This is a genomic window from Candidatus Poribacteria bacterium (genome assembly GCA_026706025.1).
GTDB lineage: Bacteria > Poribacteria > WGA-4E > WGA-4E > WGA-3G > WGA-3G.
Genome location: JAPOZO010000089.1, coordinates 33,312 through 57,801, shown reverse-complemented (window position 1 = coordinate 57,801; position 24,490 = coordinate 33,312). Strand labels below are relative to the sequence as shown.

The 24,490-nt window shown below is 49.7% G+C and carries 13 protein-coding genes; 5 read left to right on the top strand and 8 right to left on the bottom strand.

The genetic code is table 11. The features are described from left to right. Positions 1-56: 56 nt before the first annotated feature. The 3 genes from OXH00_23060 (at position 57) to OXH00_23050 (ending at position 4,223) form a co-directional block, all read left to right on the top strand. The gene (locus tag OXH00_23060) at positions 57-2,087 is read left to right on the top strand and encodes an SUMF1/EgtB/PvdO family nonheme iron enzyme (protein ID MCY3743905.1); all 2,031 of its coding nucleotides are present in this window, start codon (positions 57-59) and stop codon (positions 2,085-2,087) included. A gap of 1 nt (position 2,088) precedes the next feature. Beyond that, on the top strand, positions 2,089-2,979 hold the full coding sequence (locus OXH00_23055; GenBank protein ID MCY3743904.1) for a phytanoyl-CoA dioxygenase family protein: 891 nt from the start codon (positions 2,089-2,091) through the stop codon (positions 2,977-2,979). 161 nt (positions 2,980-3,140) lie between these two features. Continuing rightward, positions 3,141-4,223: a phospholipase D-like domain-containing protein gene (locus tag OXH00_23050; protein MCY3743903.1), complete on the top strand. Its 1,083-nt coding sequence runs from the start codon at positions 3,141-3,143 to the stop codon at positions 4,221-4,223. A 5-nt stretch (positions 4,224-4,228) separates the two neighbouring features. On the opposite strand, the gene OXH00_23045 is transcribed toward OXH00_23050, so the two are convergent. From OXH00_23045 to OXH00_23035, 3 genes are all read right to left on the bottom strand, one after another. Continuing rightward, positions 4,229-5,410: a trypsin-like peptidase domain-containing protein gene (locus tag OXH00_23045; GenBank protein MCY3743902.1), complete on the bottom strand. Its 1,182-nt coding sequence runs from the start codon at positions 5,408-5,410 to the stop codon at positions 4,229-4,231. A 98-nt stretch (positions 5,411-5,508) separates the two neighbouring features. Beyond that, a complete protein-coding gene (locus OXH00_23040) occupies positions 5,509-6,099 on the bottom strand; it encodes a zf-HC2 domain-containing protein (GenBank protein ID MCY3743901.1) in 591 nt (196 codons plus the stop codon). A 17-nt stretch (positions 6,100-6,116) separates the two neighbouring features. Beyond that, a complete protein-coding gene (locus OXH00_23035) occupies positions 6,117-6,716 on the bottom strand; it encodes a sigma-70 family RNA polymerase sigma factor (protein ID MCY3743900.1) in 600 nt (199 codons plus the stop codon). 317 nt (positions 6,717-7,033) lie between these two features. On the opposite strand from OXH00_23035, the gene OXH00_23030 reads away from it, so the two are divergent. Both OXH00_23030 and OXH00_23025 read left to right on the top strand, forming a co-directional pair. Beyond that, positions 7,034-7,603: a class I SAM-dependent methyltransferase gene (locus OXH00_23030; protein MCY3743899.1), complete on the top strand. Its 570-nt coding sequence runs from the start codon at positions 7,034-7,036 to the stop codon at positions 7,601-7,603. Between the two features lie 136 nt (positions 7,604-7,739). After that, the gene (locus OXH00_23025; protein ID MCY3743898.1) at positions 7,740-10,412 is read left to right on the top strand and encodes a UxaA family hydrolase; all 2,673 of its coding nucleotides are present in this window, start codon (positions 7,740-7,742) and stop codon (positions 10,410-10,412) included. Between the two features lie 71 nt (positions 10,413-10,483). Here the strand turns inward: OXH00_23025 and OXH00_23020 are convergent, their stop codons facing one another. The 5 genes from OXH00_23020 to OXH00_23000 all read right to left on the bottom strand — a co-directional run bounded on the left by OXH00_23020 (position 10,484) and on the right by OXH00_23000 (position 24,403). Further along, positions 10,484-11,161 (bottom strand): Ig-like domain-containing protein, encoded by a 678-nt coding sequence (locus OXH00_23020; protein MCY3743897.1) that lies wholly within the window; start codon positions 11,159-11,161, stop codon positions 10,484-10,486. A gap of 117 nt (positions 11,162-11,278) precedes the next feature. Next, positions 11,279-16,225 (bottom strand): cadherin domain-containing protein, encoded by a 4,947-nt coding sequence (locus OXH00_23015; protein ID MCY3743896.1) that lies wholly within the window; start codon positions 16,223-16,225, stop codon positions 11,279-11,281. Positions 16,226-16,475: 250 nt separating this feature from the next. Continuing rightward, positions 16,476-21,278, bottom strand: a complete 4,803-nt coding sequence (locus OXH00_23010; protein ID MCY3743895.1) for a cadherin domain-containing protein — start codon at positions 21,276-21,278, stop codon at positions 16,476-16,478. Between the two features lie 204 nt (positions 21,279-21,482). After that, the gene (locus OXH00_23005) at positions 21,483-22,154 is read right to left on the bottom strand and encodes a hypothetical protein (protein ID MCY3743894.1); all 672 of its coding nucleotides are present in this window, start codon (positions 22,152-22,154) and stop codon (positions 21,483-21,485) included. Between the two features lie 86 nt (positions 22,155-22,240). Continuing rightward, positions 22,241-24,403 carry a T9SS type A sorting domain-containing protein gene (locus OXH00_23000; protein ID MCY3743893.1) on the bottom strand — a complete coding sequence of 721 codons (2,163 nt, stop codon included), beginning with the start codon at positions 24,401-24,403 and terminating at the stop codon, positions 22,241-22,243. Positions 24,404-24,490: the final 87 nt, after the last annotated feature.

The following is a 24,490-nucleotide window of genomic DNA, read 5'->3' as shown; positions in this document are numbered from 1 at the left end:
CAGACGTGAAGGTGAGGGTACAGCCTAAGGTATTGTCTGGATAGGAAAGGAAAACTATGCAGGAATTGGCGATTAAAGGACAGACACATACAAATTCACTCGGTATGCAATTTGTGAGAATTGAACCGGGCAGCTTTATGATGGGTTCAGAGAACGCGTCGCTATCAGATGAATTGACGGCAGACAAGCCACATCTCCGCGATGGCGATTGGGATGAACATCCGGTGCATGAGGTAACGCTCAGCACACCGTTTTACATCGGTGTTTTTCAGGTGACCAATGCCCAGTATGCAGCGTTTGATCCTACACATCGTGACCTGCAAAATCTTCAGGACGTTGGTTTTTCACGAGAGGATGATGAAGCGGTGGTATTTGTCGATTGGCACGATGCGATGCGCTTCTGTGAATGGCTCTCCGAAAAAGAAGGGCTTCCGTATCGGCTACCGACTGAGGCAGAGTGGGAATACGTCTGCAGGGCAGGAACGACGACGCATTTTCATACCGGTGATACCTTGCCCCCTGATTTCCATAAAAACGTTGGCGAAAGTTGGTACCCGGATGCCGGACGCGGGCGCGGTGCCGAGGATATAGTCCCTTTACATGTCGGGCAAACACCACCTAACGCTTGGGGTGTACACGATATGCACGGGAACGTGGAGGAATGGTGTCAGGATTGGTACGGTCCCTACGAACCGCATTCACAAGTGAATCCTGTCGGTAGAGAAGATGGTTTGTATCGTGTTACGCGCGGTGGTAGCCATTCGACGTTGCTTTGTTACTTACGTTCTGCGAATCGGATGGGAGCGGTGCCTGAAGATAGACACTGGTACATCGGGTTTCGGGTCGTTTGTGGTGAGATGCCGCAGACATCGCCTGCACCTACACCGAAGGTAGCGTTATGGGGACGAGATGTCAAACAGGAACCCGAAAGCGGACCCGCGCCGGAGACACCCTATTTTGCTGAACCGTTGACATTCGTTAAAATTCCAGAAGGTTCAAACGGGCCACTTTTTTCGGCACATAACCACGTTCCAGCGATAGCAGAATGCCCGAACGGGGATATGTTCGCGGCGTGGTATTCATGTGTTACGGAACGTGGGCGCGAGTTGACAGTTGCCGCGAGTCGGTTGCGTTTTGGTGAATCAGAGTGGGAACCCGCCGAACCTTTCTGGGGACCGCCGGATCGGAACAATCACGCGACTTCTCTCTGGCGGAATGAAAATGGACGGATTTATCATTTCAATGGGCTTTCGGCTGCAGCGACGTGGGGACCTTTGGCGTTAGTGATGCGCTATTCTGACGATAACGGCGCGACGTGGTCGAAATCGCGCTTCATTTCGCCAGAGCATCGGCTCCGGCACATGCCGATCGCCTCCGTTTTCCGAAGGCAGGACGGTTCTATACTCCTCGCTTGCGACGCAGTAAGCGGTGGCGACGGCGGCACCGCAATATGGCTCAGCGACGATGATGGAGAGACGTGGTACGATCCAGGGGCTGGACAACCGATCCCCGAATTTGCCGATGGTAAGCAGGGCGGGTGGATCGCTGGTATTCACGCCGCTGTTGTTGAACTCACCGATGGCAGACTCATGGCGTATGGACGCGGTGATACGATTAACGAACAGATGCCGAAAAGCGTTTCTTCAGATGGTGGCAAGACGTGGCATTACAGTGCAAGTCCATTTCCGCCTGTTTCGGGTGGGCAGCGATGCGTACTGCTACGGCTCCAAGAGGGACCGATTTTCCTCGCCTCCTTCACAGGTGACCGGACGGAACCGACCCCGATGCCGATCGTTGATGCTTCGGGGAATGAAAGGCTCGTTACAGGTCTTTTTGGTGCTTTATCTTATGACGATGGCGAAACGTGGGAGTATACTCGCCTGATTACAGATGATGGCGAAGACCAAGATATTGAGACGATGGATGGACGACTCTTTAAGATGGGATTGAACAGTGCTGAACCGGGGGGCTACCTCGCCGTTTGCCAAGGGCAGAATGGGATCATTCATCTGATTAGCAGCCGTCAGCATTATCGGTTTAATCTGGCGTGGTTAAAAGAAGCACCGCCATCGAAAGTGAGGAATTGAGATGAGGTTACCTTTTTTGAATCAGGAAATAGAAGTCAGCACGGATTTACGTGATAGCAATGACATCCTTGACAATCCCGATGCCCTGAAAGAACGAATAGCAGTGGACGGGTACCTCCTGCTTCGTGGGCTACACGACCGAGACGCTGTCCTCACGGCGCGCCGACAGATTCTGGAGAAACTCGCAGTGAAAGGCATGCTTGCACCTGATGCACCCTTAATGGATGGGATCTTCAACCCAGCGTACCCCGAACCCACGTCAACGGGTTCGATGGGGAATAAGGCATTGACGCAGCTACCGGCATTTAAAGCCGTCGTTGAAGGCGCACCGGTGATGGATTTTTTCAAGCGATTCCTCGGCGGCGAGGCACGCACGTTTGATTTCAAATGGCTCCGCACGGCAGGCCCCGGATCGGGTTCCCCGATTCATTACGATATCGTCTTTATGGGGAGAGGCACGCAAGATCTCTATTCCTGCTGGACACCCTTTGGCGATGTATCGCTTGATATGGGACCTATTGTCTTCTGTCTCGGTTCTAATCGGTTTGAGGAGGTTCGCGCCACTTATGGGAAGGCGGATGTTGACCGCGATATGATTGAAGGACATTTTAGTGAGGATCCGCTTGAAATCGTTGAAAAGTTTGGAGGACACTGGGCGACAACGACGTTTTCGGCAGGGGACCTTATTGTTTTTAGCATGTTCCTCATGCACGCCTCTCTGGTTAACACCTCTGATAAAATTCGGATAACGGCGGATACACGCTATCAGCTCGCATCCGAACCGATTGATGAGAGGTGGGTCGGTGAGAAACCGAAAGGACATTACGCATGGAAGCAGGAAGATGCCAAAATTGAGTCGTTAGAGGCATCGCGCCAAAGGTGGGGTGTCTAATGTTTTTAACCCCGTAAAGAATCAGAATCAACGGTATGAAGCCCGTGTGGGCTTCCCCGGGTATGAATGCGAATCAACGGTATGAATGCCTTATGGCATTCCCCGTATGGGCATTCCCCGCCCCTTATCAGGGGGATGAAAAAAAAGTAGTACGAGAAAATATGGATAGCAATTTGAGCACAGATGACACCGGCGCAGCATCGCAGGGTGGTCAACCGAAATTATTTGTACCGTTCATTCTCATTTTGTTATGTGCTGTTGCAATCGGGTTCGGCATCAAATATTACAAAAGTAGACCTGACACGACGACTCAGGGCGCGTGGGAGGTCTATTTCAGTGAGGTCAATGCAGCTGGCAGCTCGTATTCCTTAGAAAGACGGCTTGTTGATAAACTCGGTGCTGCGACGATGCGAGTTGATGCTGCGCTCTATGATTTAGATGCCGTGCCAGTAGCCGATGCTTTCATCAAAGCGCACAATCGGGGGGTGGCAGTCCGGATCTTCACAGAAGCGGACAATATTAATGAATCCGAAATTGAACGATTGCAAGAAGTCGGGATTCCTGTCGCTGATGACGGTGATAATGACGGGTTGATGCATCACAAGTTCATCGTGATTGATGAGCGGTACGTCTGGACCGGTTCTTATAACATCACGCATAACGGCGCATATAAAAATAATAATAACGTCATACTCATTGATTCAGTGCAACTGGCATACAACTTCACACAGGAGTTTCGAGAGTTGTTTCTTGATGCGCAGCTTGGAAAGTCTTCTGGCGCGTTTATAGCATATCCGAGGGTGGAATTGAGTGATGGGACGGAGATTTTCACCTATTTCTCACCAGAGAGTGATACGGTCTCGCCGCTGCTGAAGGAGATCAAAGCTGCTGAAAACGCAATCCATTTTATGGCGTTTTCGTTTACACACGACGCGATCGGTGGCGCAATGCGGGATCGCTTCCAATCCGGTATTGAAGTCCGGGGTGTATTTGAAGCGCGGCAGGTGGATCAGCATTCCGAATTTGGGAAATTGGCGGCAGCGGGCTTGCGGGTTGTTAAGGATGGAAATAGTGGAACTATGCACCACAAGGTAATCGTTGTTGATGAAGATACAGTGATTACGGGGTCCTACAATTTCTCCAAAAACGCAGAAAAACGGAATAGTGAGAATCTGTTGATTATCAAAGGGAATCGTGAGATTGCGGCGGCATATCTTGCTGAGTTTAAAAAGATAACGCGTTAGGCGTGTTACTCTTTCTCGCCTAATATTACCGTACAATGTTGTTCGGTTCCGTTTCTACCGATTTTGAGTTGAATCTTCGTGGCGGGTCGCTCACTCACAACACATCTCAACAGTTCATCATAGGAGCGTACCGGCACTTCGTTAAATTCGAGGATAAGATCTCTCGGTAAAAGACCACTTTTGTGCGCAGGGCTGTCTTCAATCACGCCTGTAATGAAGACGCCAAGGTCAACGACCTCTACCTCAACACCGAGCCAGCCGCGTGCTACCTTTCCGTGTTCAATGATTTCTTCAGCAACTGCGCGAACCATCTCCATCGGCAGGGCAAAGGTAATTTCCTGTGTCCGGCTTTCTTGCGATAATTCTTGAACAAGAAATCTCGCAATATCGGGATTAAACTCTTTTTGGAAAAGCGTGTCAGCCAATGAATTAGCGGTATTAGGTGGCTCTGTCAACACAGCAAGTATCATTCCGACAATCTCTCCTGAGGTGTTTATGACGGCGCCGCCACTGTTGCCCGGTGTAACCGCTGCATTGATTTTAATCAATTCTCTACACAATTGATTTGGTAAGGTATCCCAACCCCCCACGATACCGAAAGAGACGATCGGGCTATGTCCGTAAGAGCTTCCTATTGTTACAACCCAAGAACCGGTACTGATTTTTGAAGAGTCCCCCCATTTCACTCGGGGTGTGGTTTTAAATTCCCTCGTCATGCGTGTCTTACGCCGAACCAGAGCGGGCGGAGGCAGAGATGCTGCGGTTTGAGACTTCGGCGGCTGTAGGGTTTTTAGCGGTGCCTCTGCGACTTGGAGGACGGCAATATCTGTAAATATATCGGTGCCAACGAGTTCCGCTGCGGAAACTGCCCCGTTGTTAAAGATGATCTCAATCTTACTTGGTGTTTCCATCTCAAAGGTCGTTGTCACGACGTGTCCGGTGGTGTTGATAACAATGCCGGAGCCGATCTCTTGGCGCGTAAATACCAACTTTTCAGCGTTCGGTGGGATCATCTGCGTCGCTACAACTTTCACGACGGCAGGGCGAGCGTCGGTGACGATCTGCTGGAATTCCTTTTCAAGCAGCTGCAAAACGTTTTCGTTTGCGACGCTCGGTGTAACTGCATAGAAAAGTAGACTGAGCATTCCGATTATCAATCGTTGGTGTTTTGGTTCTATCAGGTACATGCTTTATTTCCTTACTTTGCTTGCATGTTTTGAGCAATCTTCCGGAATCGCGAGCAAAGCTCGCGCCTACAAAAAGAGGGTACTCGTGAATTATCCAATTAAAGCCCGCCGCTGGTGGAGGCGTTGGTGTAGCTCACCTGCTTTAACATATAACGCTGCTGCATCGGTTGCGTTGGTGTTGAGAGAACATCGCTCGGTGCGAACTGCCTGCTATTTCTTACGAAACGCGGGAGTTCTATCCGAAGTGTCTCAGGCGATGTTGTTATCTGTTCCCCTTGGGACATAGTTGTTCCTGATGCTGGGCGGGGGTTTTGATCGAACAGTGGACGCTCTTGATAGAAATAGGTCCCTGCTACGGTGAGAATCAATACCATGATGCCACTGAATGCCCACTTCGGACGACGGAATACGTCAAGCAGCTGTTTCCAACTTGTTGTCGCAATTGCCTTAACGCTATTGGGTTCATGTTGTTCGGTAGCGAGTCGTTGTTGTAACGTTGACATAAAGTACGGCGAGGGTTCTATCTGCGGCAATTCCTGTACCGCTTTAACAGATTCCTGAAATCGGGCATATTCCTGTTGACACACCTCGCATTCTCCGAGGTGCCCTTCAAAGCCCTGCAGCGTCTGGTAATCGAGGGTATCTTCAAGATGGGCAGAGAAGTGTTCCTCAACCTGTAAGCAGTTCATGCGTTACTCCTAAAACATCAAATAAAAGGTTTTAACTTTTCCTTAAGCATAAGCCGAGCGCGGTTGATGCGAGATTTCGTTGTACCGCTCCGAAGTTCGAGTACCTCGCTGATTTCATCGTAACTCAGCCCCTGTAGATCACGAAGCACAAGCGGGAGCCTATACTGTTCTGGTAGTTCTGCGATAGCTTTTTGAATAGCGTTCCGTAGTTCCTTGCGTTCGAGTGCGATTTCCGGTTGGAGCTCGGGGTTCGCGGGCGCGTTTGCGATTAAGTCGATCTGTTCTGTGTCGCCATCACTATAGCTTTCGCTATTTACAACGTTATTGACTCTGTACCGGTCTCGCCGTCCTCGGTTTCGTAATTCATTTTTGCAGAGATTTGAGGCGATATGATACATCCACGTCTTAAAATGCGCCCCCTCTGATTTGTAGCGGTTCGCGGCTTTAAAGATGCGGATGAACGTCTCCTGCGCCAAATCCTCAGCACTGTCCCTGTCATTGATGAACCGAGCAATAAAATTAACAAGTGGCTGCTGATGGCGGCGCACGAGAAGCGTAAACGCGTTTTCATCCCCTTTTTGGTAGCGTTCCATTAATTCATCGTCTAACTCAGGCATCAGGTCCCTCCGGAGGTGCTTATCTACAATACACACCAAGCAGGGAATTTGGTTGCAATTTTTTTTTCTGAATTAAAAAGGCGGTCAGCAATCAGTAAAGACAATCTTGATGCGTACCAAACGTTGACCCTGACGAAGAACCGACTGCTGATGACTGATGGCTGATTACTTCTGTTGTACTGAACTCTTGACCGCAAAGTGGGTTTTCGTGTATGATTATTCTCATAAGGTTTTATACGATGTAATAAAAATTTAGCATATCTATTGACAGATGTCAAGTTTGGAACACGGCAACCCGAGTTCTAATGGAGGCTTATATGTTTGATGAGGTTTTACAGGAGGTTGAGGTACAGTGTAAGGCAGAGAGAATCCCGATGTTAGGCGAAGAAAAGGCGAAATTTCTCGCCGCTTGTGTTGAGGCAGCGAAGCCATCCCTTATTGTTGAATGTGGCACGGCTATCGGTTATTCTGGACTCTGGATGTTACGCGTATTGAGAGATGCTGGGGTTGGACGTTTGATAACAGTCGAAATAGACGCTGACCGGGCGACACAGGCACGCGCAAATTTTGAACGCGCGGGTATGACAGACCTCGTCGATTCACGCATCGGTGATGCCCAAGAGGTACTCAAAAGTATCCAAGATCCTGTCGATTTTCTGCTCCTTGATAACAACTTCAGTAACTATTTCCCTTGTTTTCAGGCGATTGCGTCGCGACTGACGGATCCCGCAACCGTCGTGGCGGATAACGTCGGTATCGGGGCAGATTCAATGGCGGATTATCTCGGGCACGTCCGCGAACGTTATGAATCTGAAACACACTGGTTTGACATCGACCTACCGTGGGTGAAGCAGGACGCAATTGAGGTTAGTATTTACCGCCGTTAATTTTAACAGAATTTACGCAAAATCGGTTTGCTTGCTTGAAGAATTGGAAGATTGGAAGTGTGGAAGGATGGAAGAAGTGCTTTGCCTATCCTTCCTTAAAGAAATGAGGATGTTATTAGAAGGGGAGCAGGCTTGTATGGATTATGATTTCACGACTGTCGCACGATTGCCGTTGCCAGATGACAATGTCGCTATTGCTACGCAAACTTTGGAGGGTGGTACACGTATTCATTATGACGGACAGCAATTTCAGTTATCGCATACCATCTTAGAAGGTCACCGCTTTGCCATCCAGCCGATTTCGGAGGAAGCACCGCTGCTGTCTTGGGGCTTACCGTTTGGATTCGCTACGCGCCCCATTGCCCCCGGCGACTACGTTTGCAATCAGAAGATGATCGATTCGTTATCGATTAGAAACTTACCCTTCGCGTTGCCGGAAACACCTAACTTCAGCGACAAGATGGCACCCTATGTATTAGACGACGTTGAATTCCGTCCCGGAAAACAGGTACAACGGCACGCGAACGAGCGTTCCTTCCTCGGCTATCAGCGTTCCGGTAACCGTGGTGTCGGCACACGGAACTATATCGTCGTCATGGGGACAACCGCACGTACGTCTGGTTTCGCAAGACGACTTGCCGATATGTGTTCTCGGCGTGCCGAAACCTATCCGAATGTAGACGGTATAGTCGCTGTAACGCACACAGAGGGTGGCGAGAGCCAGACACCCAATAACATTGATATGTTGCTCCGAACGCTTGCAGGTTTCACTGTCCATCCGAATATCGGCGCGATGCTGCTCGTTGACTACGGCACCGAGGCGGTTACAAACGAGATGCTCCAGTCATACATGCAACGCGAGGGTTACGCCTTAGATGATGTCGTTTACCGTTTCTATCGGCTACAAGGGAGTTTCGACGCGGATTTGGCGAATGGTACCGAAATTATTAACGGATGGCTGGAAAGTGTGAACAACGTGCCACGCACCGAACAATCCCTGGCGTATCTGAAAATCGCCTTGCAGTGTGGTGGTTCTGATGCATTCTCTGGTGTATCGGGGAACCCACTCGCCGCCTATGTTGCGAAAGAAGTTATCCGTTATGGTGGGTGTGCCAACCTCGCCGAAACCGATGAACTCATTGGCTCCGAGGCTTATGTGCTGCAGAACGCTCGCGACGTGCCAACGGCGCGTAAGTTTCTTGATACAATCGAACGGTTCAAGGAACGCGTCGCGTGGCACGGGCACTCAGCGGAGGGCAATCCGTCTGGTGGCAATAACTTCCGTGGACTCTATAACATTGCGATTAAATCAATCGGTGCAGCGATGAAACGGCATCCCGATGTCTGTCTTGATTATGTTATCAATTACAGTGAACTCATGGAGAAATCGGGCTATTACTTCATGGACAGTCCCGGCAACGATTTGGAGAGCATCGCTGGACAGGTAGCGTCAGGTTCTAATATGATTTTCTTCGTGACAGGCAACGGATCCATCACAAATTTCCCATTCGTGCCGACGATTAAGATTGTCACAACGACGGGACGTTATGAGATGCTTACCAAGGATATGGACGTGAACGCTGGGGCGTATCTTGACGGTACGCCGATGGAAGTGCTTGGCGAGTCGATGCTGGATTTGACGGTGGATGTTGCATCGGGTGAACGTTCAGTTGGTGAGAAAGCCGGGCATTCTCAAGTCTCGTTGTGGCGTGATTGGAAACAGACGGGTCCTATAGATTTAGATCCGCTGTTAACGGAATCCGAATTGAAGTCTGGCGAACCGATCCCAATTGACGCTGTTATGGCACAGCGGAGTGTGCCTACTACTTTGCAATTCCGTGCGCTCCAAACGGAGGTGGGTTACCGCACGGATCAGGTTGGGCTAATTTTGCCTACGAGTCTCTGCTCTGGACAGATTGCACAGATGATTGCGCACCGCTGCAATGAACGCGGGATTGGCGAGAAGCAGGGTATATCCCGTTTTGTTGCGCTTCCGCATACGGAAGGGTGTGGTGTTTCTGGCGGACGCTCTGAGGAGATTTATACCCGCACGATGATCGGACATCTCACACATCCGACGGTTGCGCTCGGCCTGCTCCTTGAACACGGTTGTGAAAAGACGCATAACGACCACGTCCGGCATGAGATTCAGAAACTCGGCATATCGCCGGAGCGGTACGGTTGGGCGAGCGTGCAGTTGGATGGCGGGATTGATGCCGTTATTGAAAAAGTGCAAGACTGGTTTTCGGAGGAACTCGCCAGTAAACCGTCTGTTCCTGTTATTGATGTCGGATTAGAACACCTTTGCATAGCCGTGACATCGACGGGTGAGGCGATTGAGGAAGTCTCTGAATCTCTGATGCAATTGACGCATGGCATCGTTGTTGCGGGTGGAACGGTTATTGTGCCTGCAAACGCGACTTTCTTACGTTACGGCACACGGAGTGTGCCTACTACCTTAGCGTATGGACAGCGGGTCGAGAAGGCGGGATTCCACATCATGGAGACACCGACGGATCAACCGACGGAGACGTTGACAGGCTTGGGTGCGACGGGCGTAGATTTGGCATTTGCACATATCGTTGGTGCGCCGTTGCAATCGCATGTAATGGTACCACTCATTCAGGTCTCTACAGATGCCACAGCACAAGCCAATTACGGCGCGGATTTGGATTCGGTGTCTGCTAATGTTGATGACCTATTGGCGTTAATCGTGGAAGTTGCTTCGCGGCGGTATACGCCGAGGCTACATGGTAAAGGGAATACGGATTTTCAGTTGACGCGCGGGTTGTTGGGGATTTCGATGTAAAGGTAACACAAGTGGTGAGTGAGTTCTGCGCGGAAATGGGATAAGTTGACGGGCAACGGTTACCACCTTCCTCATGGAATTTTATCAATTGTCCAGCTGCCATCACGATTTTTGTTGGCATGAAAATCTCTATCAAACGGATTATCGCCGCTGATATTGATTTCCTCGCCTGTTATATCCTCGTCTGCACAGACGAATTCCACTTTAATCGTGACTGGAAGTCCAAAGATTTCGGTTGTATAGGTATGATCCGTTTTTCTACAGCCTTGATTATCTTGATTTACATAAAAGGTAATCGGTACCTGATCGACGGCGTAAGTGCAACTTTCTCCGGGTTGCAATGTCATACCGACAACACACATGCCTTTGTTAATGAGCGGTGCATTGACAGTGACCTGAAATGTTACAGGCATTGAAATAGCGTTGTCTTGTGTGCTGCTGTCTGTGGCAGTAACCGTGATGGTTGCTATTCCGGCTGTGTTGGCAATGATGATAAGAGAATCCGCATCAACTGAAACGTCAGCTACGCGCGGATTATCGGAAGACACATTGATGATATGTGTGTCGTCCATATCAGCATCGGTGATATTGACAGGGATCCGCCGCGTATCGTTAATCTCAATAGTTTGGTCGTCTATCGAATTAATTTCTGGTTGCGCGTTGTCGATTGAGACACCACAACTTGCGAAAATAATGGATGTCAAAAGTATGACAGTTGTTATGATTGAGATGAGGGTTTCTCGGTTCATAAGTGTGTTCTCCTATGCTATGATACACAGGCTAACAGCCTATGCTACAAGGATGCACAGGCTAACAGCCTATGCTACAAGGAACACAAACTAAAAGTTTATGCTACAATGCAGAGGTTACTTTCGTATTAACAGCTTGCGTGTTGCGGTGAAATCGTCTGCTGTGAGTTTGTAGAAATAGACACCGCTTGCGACGGGTTCACCGAGTTCGTTTCTGCCGTCCCAATGGGCGGCACGGCTGCGGGTCTGATAGGTCCCCGCAGATTGATGTCCGAGTGCTAACTCCCTAACGATTTGTCCATTCACGGCGTAGATTGTGATGGTGACCTGTGTGGATTTCGACAGTTGATAGGGTATCCACGTCTCAGGATTGAACGGATTCGGGAAGTTTGCTAAAAGGGCGTTCTCTCTATCAGCAGTAACAGTTATTTGTGCAGCGAGTGCGGGCCCGTTGTAGTTTGCGATGGCACCTGGGCCGACAGTGAATGTGAGTGTGCTATCGGCGTTAATATTTCCATCAAATTCCAGTTCCACAGTGATTTCAGTATCACTCTTTTTGTCAGGTTCGTGCCAAGGAATTATTACGCCGTCAATTCCAGAGACTGTCACGGCGTCTCTGATGTCAAAGGTAGATGGTGCGTATTTTCTCCCTTTGAGAGTGAGTGTGACGACGCTTTCATCAAGCGTTGCTTCCGTTAAGGGTGCTTTTGTTGAAGCGACAATTGATTCCTGTCCGCCACTCACAGAAACTTGTGCTGTGAATGCCGGCCCGTTATAGTCCGCGATAGCACCCGCGTCTACGGTAAAGGTGAGGATTGTATCGGTGTCAATATCTCCGTTGAATGCCAGTGTTATAGTGATTTGGGTGTCGTTTTTTCTGTCGGGTTCATGCCAAGGAATTGTTACGCCGTCAATCCCGGAGACTGTCACAAAATCTCTAATGGTGAGTATGGAGCGTATGAATTTTCTGCCGCTGAGTGTGAGTGTGACAACGCTCTCATCGAGTGTTGCTTCCGTTAAGGGTGCTTTTGTTGAAGCGACGACGGATTCCTGCCCGCCGCTCACAGGAAGTTGTGCTGTGAATGCTGGGCCGTTATAGTCAGCGATAGCGTTGGGATCTATGGTAAAGGTGAGTGTAGCATCAGTATCAAAATCACCATAGAAAGCCAGCTCAACAGTTATCTCTGTGCTACTAATGCGGTCTACGTCATATACAGTCAGCCCCTCAATACCGGCTATTGTCACCGCACGCTCTACGTCAAAAGAAGATCGCACATAATTACGCCCACTAAGTGTAAGTGTGACGATGCGTCTATGCAGGGTCGCTTCCGTCACGGGGGTTTTTGTAGAAGCGACTATTGACTCTTGCCCCCCAGTGACACGGAGTTGTTCGGTGAGTGCGGGACCATCATATCCTGCGATGGCACCTGCACCTACGGTAAAGGTGAGGATTGCGTCAGTGTCAATATCACCACTGAATTCCAGTTCGAGAGTGATTTGGGTGTCGTTTTTTCTGTCGGGTTCGTGCCAAGGAATTGTTACGCCATCAATCCCAGAGACCGACACAGCCCGTCTGATGTCAAAGGTAGAACGTGCGAATTTTCTACCACTGAGCGTGATGGTGACAACGCTTTCATCAAGTGTTGTTTCTGTCAAAGGTGCCTCAGTTGACGTGATTATTGATTCCAGTTTACCGGTAACAGGTAGTTGCGTGATGAGTGCGGGACCGTTGTAATCGGCAATAGCGTTCGTGCCCACTGTAAAAGTGAGCGTAGCATCGGTGTCAATGTTGCCTTTGAATGTCAACGCAACGGTCAACACTGTATCATTAACGCGGTCTAAATCAAACCAGTGAAAAGTGGCACCCTCAATCCCAGAGACCGACACGGCATCCCTGAGGTCAAAGGTGGATCGCTTGTAGATTGCACCGTTGAGTGTGAGCGTAACGACACTTCCGTTCAACGTTGTTTCAGTCAAGGGTGCTTTTGTTGAAGCGACAACCGATTCTTTACCGCCGTTGACAGGGAGTTGTGCAATGAGCGCGGGACCATCGTATTCGGCAATAGCATTCGCTGCCACTGTGAAGGTGAGTATAGCGTTGGTGTTAAAGTTGCCCCCAAATTCAAGTTCAAAGATAATTATCGTATCGCTCGCACGCTCCACCCCAAATATGCCGATGGTTACTCCGGCGATACCGGATACTGTTACAGCGTTATCGAGGTCGAAGTTAGATCCAACGTAAGTACTGTTGTTGAGCGTTAATCGGATAATGCTGCCATTGAGGGTTGCCTCCGTCAAAGGTTGTGTCGCATCAGCTGTTATTGTAGGGTTTTCTTCAACCACGGCGGTGACAGGTATCCTCGTGATGAGTGCGGGGCCATCATATTCGGTGATAGCCTCCGCCCCGACCGTGAAGGTGAGTGTAGCATCGGTATCAAAGTCGGTATCGTCGAATATCAGTGTAAGGGTTACTTTTGTCCCACTGACGCGCACCACATCGGATTGGAGAAACGTTACACCAGCAATCCCGGATACTTGCACTGCGCTGCTGATGTCGGCACTCAATTGTGTATACATCCCGCTTGAGAGTGTGAGTGTGACGATACTCTCGTTAAGGGTTGCCTCCGTCACGGGTTGTGGTGTATAAGCCGTTATGATTGGGATTGCTTCCACTACCGCGCTGATGGGTAATTGTGCGGTAAGTGCTGTGCCGTTGTATCCCGTTACGGCGTCGGCGCCGACCGTGAAGGTGAGTGTAGCATCGGTATCAAAGTCGGTCCCATCAAATATCAGCTCAACGTTCACTTGTGTATCACTGAGGCGTTCCACGTTAAATCTGTTGACAGTGACACCCGTAATACCCGATACCGTTACACTGTTTCCGACAGTGTATTGAGATTCGTAAACACCGCCGTTTAGTGTCAATGTAACCATACTCCCATTTAGTGTCGCTTCCGTTAGGGGTGTTATTGTTGATACGGTCACTGATTCGGCATTCGCAGCGACCTGTGCGGTCGCGGTGAGATCGGTGCCATCGTAGTTCGCGATAGCATCTGCTTTCACTGTGAAGGTGAGTGTGGCATCGGTATTGAGGTCTGTGCCGTAGAATGTCAGTTGAACTGACAATTCTGTATCGTTCAGGCGGGTTACATCAAACGGTCTAACGGTCACGCCGGGGATACCAGAGACTGTTACAGGGTCGCTGAGCCAGTTTTCATAGACGCGGTTATTCAAAGTCAGTGTCACAATGCTTCCGTTGAGTGTTGTTTCCGTTAGCGGTTGCGAAGTTAGCGTTAGCGTTGGACTTTTTTGATCGTCCAGATTGATGATAATGATAATGACAGTAATGGTAATAGTGAGGCTGCCATCGGAGACAGTGACTGTTACGGTGTAGGTGTTCTTCTTTTCATAGTCGAGATCGGCTTTGGTTTTCAGTTGTCCAGTGGTGTTATCAATATCGAAGGATGCCGCGTCGGGACCACCGAGGGTATAAGTGAGAGAATCGTTATTCGCATCCGTCGCTGTGATGGGATTACCGATGTTTACACCTTTTGCTGTATTCTCTGCGACAGTCCGGCGAGTGTGACTGCCATCCACGAAGTTCGGTCTGCTATTTGTGGGTGTTTCAGTTTCTGTGCTGATGACATTGATGGTGACAGTGATTTCATCTATCAGCGTGCCATCAGAGACAGTGATGGTTACTGTATAAGATGCCCTGTTGTAGGTGTGTGCTGCCTTGGTTTTCAGTTGTCCGGTAGTGCTATCAATGTCAAACGCCGCTGCATCCGTGCCACTGAGGGTATAGGTGAGCGCGTCATTATCCGTATCTGCTGCCGCCACTGGATTCCTGATACTTCTGTTTACCATTGTGCGTGTGGTGCTGGAGCCGTCGGTGAACACGGGTGCTTTGTTAATGATCCATCCCATATCCTCAAGCATGCCGAGTGCAATGGGGCCGGGGTCATGAATCGCTTCTTGGTTATTGTAATATGGGGTCATTAAAGAGTTCTGGGTGCCAGCCGGAAAGGTTATCTCATCCAAGTGGGTGTAGCTTGAACCTTCCTCCCATGAACTGGGGGCATAGAGATGGGGGAGGATACCGGCGTTTGCTTCAATCCCTTTTTTCCCGTTCCAGAAGAGGTCGTTACTCGTGATTTGATTTTCAAGCGCGAAGGAGGGATCGCGAAAAGATAGAATCGTTGTCCCGGCTCCGTTTTCAACAAAGAAATCATAAATATAAGGTAATTTGGGGGTGCTGCCCCTAAGTTTACCCCGTCCAACAGAGGCAGAAAATGTCCTAATGGATCCTTCTTCTACCCTTGCAAAACTGAAGAAACCGAGGCCGTGAGCGATTTCATGCAGCACGGTACTCACGAAATCCGTTTTTCCTGCGGGTGTATTTCCATCTGTGCCGAAATACCAATTTGCTTCTTCATGGCTGTTAAATCTTGTGATGATATCGGGTTCATCATCTGTGAGGTCTCTACCGGCTCTCTTATCGGCGAGTGGCTCTGGGAACCACAAATCCAAGGAGCCGGGCGATTTCCAGCCTGCCGGGCGCGCACCCCCTAAGATAATAGTGCCATCCTCAAATCCACCGAAGTCGGTGAAAGAGGCATCAATCCGGATTGGCACAGGTGACCGGAGGAGCGCATTCCAAATATCAACGGCATATTGAAATGCTTCCATCGCTTCGTCGGTAAAACCTTCGTAGGTTACAATGAATTGTGATTGTTCTATCGTAAGATAGTTGCCTCCTTGAAACAGTTTCTGCATCGGTGGCGGGGGTATACTTGTATTGGCATTTTCGTTGGTTCCATATAAAATGATCATCCCGTCCAATGCTTTGTCTCGGTTCGTTGGGTTTACTGTTGACGGATTTTCAGATGTCCCTGACCGTTGTCCGGGTCCTGCGTCTCGACTCATGGCGCGTTGGGTCAGTCCAAGCAGGATGCATATCGAAAAGGAGGCTATCAGTAGGGCTTTTGCGAGTTTCATTGCAATCGTGCCGATATTGTGGTAATTGGTTGATGGTCTATGCTTTTCAAATAGACGAGGTATCAAAACAAGATTCTCCTTACAATTTCCAAATTCGACCCCACTCATTCCAAAACCTGAACTGTGATCTCTTTGATTTTTGTGATTACCAATGATAAGAGGTGTATATCCATCAATCCTTAGCACCCGGTTTGATATATCACATTTCCACTCATGGACAATCCCGTAAATCCCATAAATCACAGTTCAGATGAAGTTTGGCAATCAAATTCAAGAGGAACCGAGTTTTTCAAAAGACCCGGTTCCTCTTCTGGTGTTACTTGAGGATAAGCATCTTCCGCGTAGCAGAAAAATCGCCAGCGATGAGGGTGTAGAAGTAAATTCCACTGGCTACCTTGTCGCCGACCTCATTTCTGCCATCCCAGTAGATTGCTTTTGAGCGACGCTCATAGACTGCGGCGGTCTGGTGTCCGACGTTGAGTCTTCGGACGACACGTCCACCCTGATCGTAGATGGTCACCGTGACGAAAGCATCTTCTGCCAACCGGTAGGGTATCCACGTTTCAGGATTAAACGGGTTAGGATAGTTCGGCAGCAGTACGGTCTCTTTCGGCACCAACACGGACAGGAGTTGTTCTAAAAAGCGGATGCCGCTTTGCAGCTTCGGATCCGTGAGTGCTAAGCCTTGTGCTTGGGTCAGCCACCCTCGAACATCAGCAGCGGTAAATGCTTCAAGTGATGTTGGATGCAGTGAGGGTGCTGCTTGTGTGTCACCGATCGCGCCGGCGACGAGTATTAAGTCTTGGACATTGACGGTACCATCGCCGTTAACATCTGCTGCGTTGGGTCCAGATTGCCCGAGCCGTCCCGCAACGAGTACCAGATCGGAGATGTTCACGACTCCGTCCAGATTGACATCATAATTTGTCAACTCAGGCGAGATGTCGTTGATGATGATACCAATGCCGGGGGTACTGATGTCAGTGTCATCCCCGAAATAGGTTAATTGATCCGCTGTTAAATTCGCGTCCACAGCAGAGATCCAGCCCCCTGCTTGCGTGCCGTCAAGCGGCAGGCTATTGGCATAGCGGCGAATCATTGATGTCCGGTGGCCGTCTCTGGTTCTACCTCTATTTTGTCCATAAGGTAGTTGCCATTGCTGCACATTACCCTCAAGATTTCCAGCCTCATCCACCAAGTTCCCTTCATCATCAATGAGTTGTATATGGAAGCCTTCCGTGCTGAGAATTATACTCCACAAACCGAGGGGGAGGTCGGTTCTCCAACCGAGATCATAAATTTGGTCTTCATGGAGGTTCTCTGAATCATCGCCAATCTCTCTTGATACCACCAGAACAACGTCATCCGGCCAAATCCTTGGAGCGTCACCCCAGAAGTCGTCTTTAAAGGTGATTGTTGCATTCACTATCGGTTCATCCCGGGTTGTGGGTCCGGTCAATTCTGTTGAATCTACATTCTGAATTATCAGTTTCCAACCTGTGAGATTGATGATGTCTGGTCCTGCATTGTGCAATTCTATCCACTGCGGTGGCGTAAAGCGTCTTTCCGAACCAAACATAATTTCACTGATACTGATGGGACTCTGTCCCGTGTCAGGCCCAGGAGATACCTCCACAGTCGTAACAGTTTCATCTACGTCAATAATAGTGATAGCGACAGTGATGGCATCGGTGCGCCCACCATCGGAGACGGTGACGGTCACCGTATAGGCGTTTTTGGTTTCAAAGTCGAGCGGTGCTTTGGTTTTCAACTGTCCCGTGGTGCTGACGATGCTAAAGGCTGCAGCATCCGTGCCGCTGAGCGTGTAGGTCAAGGTATCGTCATCTTCATCCGTCGCAGAGACAGGACTGCCGACGTTTTCACCGGCAGGTGTGTTCTCTTTGACAAAACGTGTCGTGCGATTCCCTGCAAAAGCTGGCCCACTGCCCTCGTCTACGTCAGTGATGGCGATCCTAACCCTGATGGTGTCTGTGAGGATGCCGTCAGAGGCCTTTACTGTTACCGAATAGGAATTCTTCGTTTCATAGTCCAGCGCGGCTTTGGTTTTCAGTTGCCCAGTGGTGCCGTCTATTTCAAACGATGCTGCATCCGTGCCACTGAGGGTATAGGTCAAGGTATCACCGGTGTCAGCATCTTTAGCAGATACTGCTTCACCAATATGTACACCCGCGGGTGTGTTTTCGGGTATGGATCGCGTGGTGCTACTACTTGCGAAAACGGGTGGGGTATTTTCATCAATGTCAGTAAGCTTGATAGCAACACTGATAGTGTCCGTGAGGGTGCCATCGGAGGCGATGACGGTGACAGCATAAGCGTTCTTTTCTTCATAATCAAGCGGCGCACTGGTTTTCAGCTGTCCGGTCGTACTGACGATGCCGAATGACGACGCATCTGTGCCATCAAGCGTGTAGGTCAAAGTGTCGCCATCCGCATCTGTAGCGGTGACGGGGTTGCCGATGTTTCTGCCAGCGGGTGTGTTTTCGGGTATGGATCGCGTCGTGCTACTGCTCGCGAAGACGGGCGCGCGGTTCTCTGCTACGTCCGTGACGTTGATAGCGACCCCGATGGTGTCTGTGAGGGTGCCATCGGAGACGATAACAGCTACGGAATAGGTGTTCTTTTGCTCATAGTCGAGGGGCGCGCGGGTTCTCAGTTGACCAGTCGTACTGACGATGCCAAAGGAAGCTGCATCTACACCACTCAGGGTGTAAGTTAAGACATCCTCATCCTCATCGGTAGCCGTGACGGGGCCCCCGATGTTTCTACCGGCGGGTGTGTTCTCCGCTATTGAGCGTTCCGTGGCACTGCCCTCTATGAACTCCGGCGCGTGTGCTGTCGGAGTTTCGTTTACGTCCGTGACGTTGATAGCGACCCCGATGGAGTCAGTTCCGCCGTTTCCATCAGAGACAAGGACTGCCACCGAATAGATGTTCTTCTGTTCATAGTCAAGGGGTGCGCGCGTTCTCAACTGTCCGGTTGCGCTGACGATGCCAAAGGAAGCTGCATCTACACCACTGAGACTGTAGGTTAAGACATCTTCCTCATCAAGGTCGGTAGCCGTGACGGGTGCGCCAATGTTTCTGCCGGCGGGTGTGTTCTCAGGGATTGAGCGTTCCGTAGCAGTGCCTTCAACGAAAACCGGTGCGTTGTTTTCCTCTACATCCGTGACGTTGATAGCGACCCCGATGGTGTCAGTTCCACCCTTGCTATCAGAGACGTGGACTGCCACTGAATAGGTATTCTTCTTTTCGTAGTCGAGGGGTGCGCGGGTTCGTAGCTGTCCGGTTGCACTGACGATGCCAAAGGACGCTGCATCTGCGCCGCTCAAGCTGTAGGTTAAGACATCTTCCTCATCAAGGTCGGTAGCGGAGACGGGGCTGCCGATATTTCTGCCGGCAGATGTGTTCTCAGGAATTGAGCGTTCCGTGGCACTGCCTTCAACGAAAACCGGTGCGTTGTTTTCCTCTACATCCGTGACGTTGATAGCGACCCCGATGGTGTCAGTTCCGCCGTTTCCATCAGAGACGAGGACTGCCACCGAATAGGTGTTCTTCTTTTCATAGTCGAGGGGTGCGCGTGTTCTTAACTGTCCTGTGGTGCTAACAATACCAAAGGAGGCTGCGTCTGCGCCACTGAGACTGTAGGTTAAGACATCTTCCTCATCGAGGTCGGTAGCGGAGACGGGGCTGCCGATATTTCTGCCAGCGGGTGTATTCTCCGGTATTTCTCGTTCTGTGGCACTGCCCTCTACAAAGACCGGGTCGTTGTTTTCCTCTACGTCGGTGACATCAATCGTGACACTGATGGCATCGGTGGCGCTGCCATCGGAGACGGTAACGGTCACGGCGTAGGTGTTCTTCTGTTCATAATCGAGCGGGTCACGCGTCTGTAATTGTCCTGAAGTACCAACAATACCAAAGGATGCCGCATCTGCGCCACTGAGGGTATAGGTTAAGACATCCTCATCAAGGTCCGTAGCGGTGACAGGGCTGCCGATGTTTTCGCCAGCGGGTGTATTCTCCGCTATGGATCGCGTCGTGCTGCTGCCCTCTGTGAAAATCGGTGCGTGGTTCACCTTCGGATCGCCGGTAGGCTTCGGGATACCGAGCGCAAAACTGAGGGTGTTATCGGCACTGCTCGGTTTGCTCAGACTATAACCGAAATGGCTTGTCGGCAGCTCAGGCAGCGTGCCAATATCCACGGTAACAGCCTCCGATGTACCGGGGGTGGGGATCACGGTGAGAAGTCCGCTTTCTACGCTGCCAGCGGGAATTGTGACGGTAGTTGCCCCGTCATCAATACTTCCATTTGTGGCGGTAATTGGCAGCACGATGTTGAAAGGTGCCCCGGTCGGTGCTGTTGCTTTGAACTGGTTTCCGCTAACCTTCGCCAGAGATACAGCGATGGATAAACCGACGGTGTTGTCACCGAGATAGAGCGAATTTAACGAAGAGAGTCCGGAAAAGAGATTATCGGGTAGACTACTGAGCTGATTGGAAGACAGACTGAGCCAATTCAGCGAGGAGAGCCCAGAAAAGATATCAACTGGCAGGCTGCTGAGTTGGTTGTTGCCTAAATCAAGACCCGTCAATGAAGCCATTTCGGAGAAAGTATTCGCTGATAAACTATCCAGACTGTTATAGGACAAGTTGAGCCTGCTCATGGCAGAGAGTCCAAAAAAGACCTCATTGGGCAGACTGCTGAGTTCGTTGCTACCTAAGTCAAGACTACTCATGGCAGACAAACCTGAGAAGATGCCTGCTGGCAGACTGCTCAGTGTGTTTTTCGCTAAGGAGAGCGAACGCAACGCCGACAATCCATCAAAATCGCCAGCTTTCAGTGCGGTAATACCCTGATCGCTCAGGTTGAGGTTGGTGATTAAAGCGAGATGTGCAGCGGTTACATCGTTAGCGGCATCTACACCTGGCACCAGGGCGACAATCCTATCTTGGACCTGCTGCGTCCGGTCGCTGACGGGTGTCAATTCAGGGACGTTGTCTTGCGCATGCACGTTGCCTGTGCCTTGTATACCGTATATGAATAACATTGCTGCGACGATTGTTGCCGCGATTTTTTGCTTCACAGTTAGCGTTTTCATGATAACTCCTTTTCGTTCTTTTCGATTGCCCGCTTGTCTTTGCGGGATACATTTGTTGTTTCACGCCATGTAATACAATTTGAAACTTGACGATACTAAGAGAAAAACAGTGTGATATTTGTTTATGTTAATATGCATATTGAACACGATATTATACTTGCTATCGCAAACCTAAACAATTAAAAATACATACCGCGTGTTACCTTAAGGATTCTGGCTTTTACTGTTTCCGAACCGAGTGCCGATGCCGATAGCTAGCCTGAATGCGTTAGCTTGCTCAGTTGCAAGTGGTTCTAAAGGCTCAGATGATAAAATTCGATGGTACAGCCCTTCTATCCGAAGGATTAGAGCGGATCTGACATGCCACTGATAACCCAGGCCCGCCCCAAGACTTATAACAGTAGCTCCATCATCAGGCAAACCTTCACCTGAGAGCATAGTGAGAGAAATCCGTCCTACCGCAAATGGACTAGACATTGCGTGGTTCCGGAAAAAATATGCGGCTCGACCTCCAAGATACAGAGAGGTTTGGCTAACACTATCCTCTCCCCATTCTCCAAGCTTAAACGAATTTGTCACCCTTCCAAACTGGAACTCTGGCCCTATCGCAAACTGCTGACTTGGGAACCACGTCGCGTAAAGTGAAGGTGGGGCGTATCCCGGATTTGTTATCCCCGATGGTATCGCAGTCGTGGTTGCAGTAAAAGAGGAATCATCATCGTTGATGATAGAATGAGAAATTCCAAACTGTGTTCCGACTTCAAACTCATTAGCTAAAGCGGGAACTATAGTTAAAAGGAGTGAGGCAAGAAGCACAAACCCCGAAATGGGTAGACTTGTTCCGATGTTTTTCTGATTTACAACCAACGTTTTCATTAGAAAACTCCTTTTTCTCATCGCAATATGCAATCAATAGTTTGTTGAAAGGGTATTATCTTCGACCCTTCCAATCTTCCATATTTTTATTTTCGTATCAACATCTTGCGCGTAGCAGTAAAATCGCCTGCTATGAATGTGTAGAAATAAACACCGCTCGCTACACTTTCACCGAACTCATTTTTACCATCCCAATACGCGGCACGGGAACGATTTTGATACATTCCTGCGGGTTGATGTCCGAGTGTCAATGTCCGCACCAATGTGCCGTTCACAGCATAGATGTGCAATGTGACCTCCGCGTCCTTTGCCAAGTGGTAGGGTATCCACGTTTCTGGGTTGAACGGATTTGGATAATTCGCAAGCAGTGCTGTCTCTTTGGGTGTTAACGCCATCAGTAGTTGCTCCAGCACAGTAATACCGCGCAAGTGTGCCGGATCGGTAAGCGATAGATGCTGTGCTTGCGTTAGCCAATTCTTGACATCCGCGGCGGTGAGTTGTTCCAATATCTGTGGATTCAAGGATGGTGCAGCCGCATCCGCCTCGAATGCATTTGCCACAAGCACAAGATCAACGATATCCACGAGACCATCTCCGTTGAGATCGGCATCGTTTTGTCCTCTCTGACCATAGCGAGCACCAACGATTATCAGATCCTGGATGTTGACCACACCATCGCGGTTGATATCCCCCAAGATTGCCTCTGCAGGTTCTGGGGGCAAAGTTATCTCGGCATTTTCAGTATGGGCTTCCCAAAGTTTTCCTGCCGTATCTACAAGGTAGAATTGGGATAAAGTCAGCTGAGAGGCTTTAAAGTCAACGCCTTTGAATGTGAGGGTTGCGAGTGCGCCGTCACCGTTCGCTGCCCCTGCGAGCGTGTTTGCGGCAATTGTCACACTTCCTTCCCAACGTTCTTCATCAAAGAACGTTCCTTCTATCCAATTGTCATCGACAACTGGGGCCGCAAAGAACGCGTCCGCTGGTAAATAATCTCCGTTAGCACTTTCTATATATTCAAGCGCAGAATCGTCAAACAACACAGTTGCTTGATAGCCTGCGACGTTTTCCCCGCCTGCGATATTGAGACTGAATGTTAACCGTTCTTCGACAGCAGGAGGGATGACCGGTGAAGGGGCAATGCTCACAGTAGCGTTCGATTTCTGTATCGCGGTGACAGGAACTTGGGCAGTCAAGCCATAATCAGAGCCTATTATTGCGTGTGCGTCCACGGTGAAGGTAAGCACTGCATCGGTGTTAAAGTCGGTGCCGTCGAATTGAAGTCCAACGGTCACTTGTGTGTCACTAATGCGATCCACACCAAAATAGCTACCGCTGACAGTGACACCGTCAATGCCGGAAATGGACAACGCGTTCTCAATACCCCATTCAGCAAACCGATAACCGTTGAGTGTGAGCGTAACGACACTTTCATGAAGGGTCGCCTCCGTCAATGGAAACGTTGTTGATGCGTCCAGCGACTCCTCTATAGCTGTGACAGGGAATTGAAAGGTAAAGTCTTTATCGTAGTTTATGATGGCATCTGCGCCGATGGTGAGTGTGAGGGTGGCATCGGTGTTTATGTTGCCAGAGAAGGCCAGTGTAACGGTTGCCACGGTGTCGCTTACACGATCCACGTCCCACTGGGTGAAGATAAAACCACGCACCGCAATACTGACCCCGTCAATGCCGGAGACGGACACTGCACGCCCGATATCCGATTCATCAGCAAACCGCCGCCCGGTGAGTGTAAGTGTGATAGTGCTTTCGTGCAGGGTTGCTTCCGTCAAGGGTGCCTCCGTAGATGCGTCCAGCGACTCCTCAAGGGCTATGACAGGTAGTGTCGTGGTGAGAGCGTTTCCATTGTATCCTACGATTGCACCTGCCTCCACCGTAAAGACAAGAGGGATATCCGTATCAATATTGTCAAAGAATTGCAGTTGAACCGTCAATTGTGTATCGCTGACACGCTTTATACCGAACCGTTTAACACCCCCCTGCCGAGTCCCAATCGTCACACCAGGAATTCCAGATACATTTACGGCGCGTTCGATGGTAAAAATGCTTTTTTCATAAAGTCCACCACTGAGTATGAGTGTAACGATGCTATCATGCAGGTTTGCCTCTGTCAACGGTTCTGGAGTCGAGGCGGTTATCGTTTGTCCGTAACTATTTTGCGTTCCAAAGGTCCCCATCAACACAATCGTTAAAATAAGCACAAGGGACTTTCCATTTACGATTAGCATTTTCATAAAAACTCCTTTTCGTCGGTTTTCGATCGCAACGTACAATCGGGTTATTGATGAAAGTTGGAAGTATGAAAGTGTGTTATCTTCCAA